Origin of the sequence: Gracilibacillus sp. HCP3S3_G5_2, from assembly GCF_052063305.1 — a bacterium.
In the GTDB taxonomy this organism is placed as follows: domain Bacteria; phylum Bacillota; class Bacilli; order Bacillales; family Amphibacillaceae; genus Gracilibacillus.
Map to the genome: position 1 here is coordinate 1 of NZ_JBQHXU010000037.1, position 1,412 is coordinate 1,412.

Here is a 1,412-nt window from a genome sequence, read left to right on the forward strand (position 1 = left end):
GTGTGCGTCGAAGCAGTAAGAGCGTCAGATAGGCAAATCCGTCTGGCAAGCTTGAGCTGTGATCGGGAGGGAAATATAGTACCGAAGTTCCGGATTTCACGCTGCCAAGAAAAGCCTCTAGCAAGGAAAAGGGTGCCCGTACCGCAAACCGACACAGGTAGGCGAGGAGAGAATCCTAAGGTGATCGGGAGAACTCTCGTTAAGGAACTCGGCAAAATGACCCCGTAACTTCGGGAGAAGGGGTGCTTCTCTGACGAGAAGCCGCAGTGAAAAGGCCCAAGCGACTGTTTAGCAAAAACACAGGTCTCTGCGAAGCCGAAAGGCGAAGTATAGGGGCTGACACCTGCCCGGTGCTGGAAGGTTAAGGGGATGCGTTAGCATTAGCGAAGCGTTGAACCGAAGCCCCAGTAAACGGCGGCCGTAACTATAACGGTCCTAAGGTAGCGAAATTCCTTGTCGGGTAAGTTCCGACCCGCACGAAAGGTGCAACGACTTGGGCACTGTCTCAACGAGAGACCCGGTGAAATTATACTATGCGTGAAGATGCGCATTACCCGCGACAGGACGGAAAGACCCCGTGGAGCTTTACTGTAGCCTGATATTGAATGTTGGTACAGCTTGTACAGGATAGGTGGGAGCCTGAGAAACGTGAGCGCTAGCTTACGTGGAGGCGCCGGTGGGATACCACCCTGGCTGTATTGACCTTCTAACCCAGAACCGTGATCCGGTTCGGAGACAGTGTCAGGTGGGCAGTTTGACTGGGGCGGTCGCCTCCCAAAATGTAACGGAGGCGCCCAAAGGTTCCCTCAGAATGGTTGGAAATCATTCGCAGAGTGTAAAGGCAGAAGGGAGCTTGACTGCGAGACCTACAAGTCGAGCAGGGACGAAAGTCGGGCTTAGTGATCCGGCGGTACCGAATGGAAGGGCCGTCGCTCAACGGATAAAAGCTACCCCGGGGATAACAGGCTTATCTCCCCCAAGAGTCCACATCGACGGGGAGGTTTGGCACCTCGATGTCGGCTCATCGCATCCTGGGGCTGTAGTCGGTCCCAAGGGTTGGGCTGTTCGCCCATTAAAGCGGTACGCGAGCTGGGTTCAGAACGTCGTGAGACAGTTCGGTCCCTATCCGTCGTGGGCGTTGGAAGTTTGAGAGGAGCTGTCCTTAGTACGAGAGGACCGGGATGGACACACCGCTGGTGCACCAGTTGTTCCGCCAGGAGCATCGCTGGGTAGCTACGTGTGGAAGGGATAAGTGCTGAAAGCATCTAAGCATGAAGCCCCCCTCAAGATGAGACTTCCCATCTATTCGATAGAGTAAGATCCCTCAGAGACGATGAGGTAGATAGGTTCGAGGTGGAAGCATGGTGACATGTGCAGCTGACGAATACTAATCGATCGAGGACTTAACTATA

General features: G+C 54.3%; 1 rRNA gene. It reads left to right on the top strand.

The annotated features are described in order from the left end of the window. Positions 1–1,411, top strand: a 23S ribosomal RNA gene (locus ACTNEP_RS20410); the annotation flags it as partial. Position 1,412 lies beyond the last annotated feature (1 nt).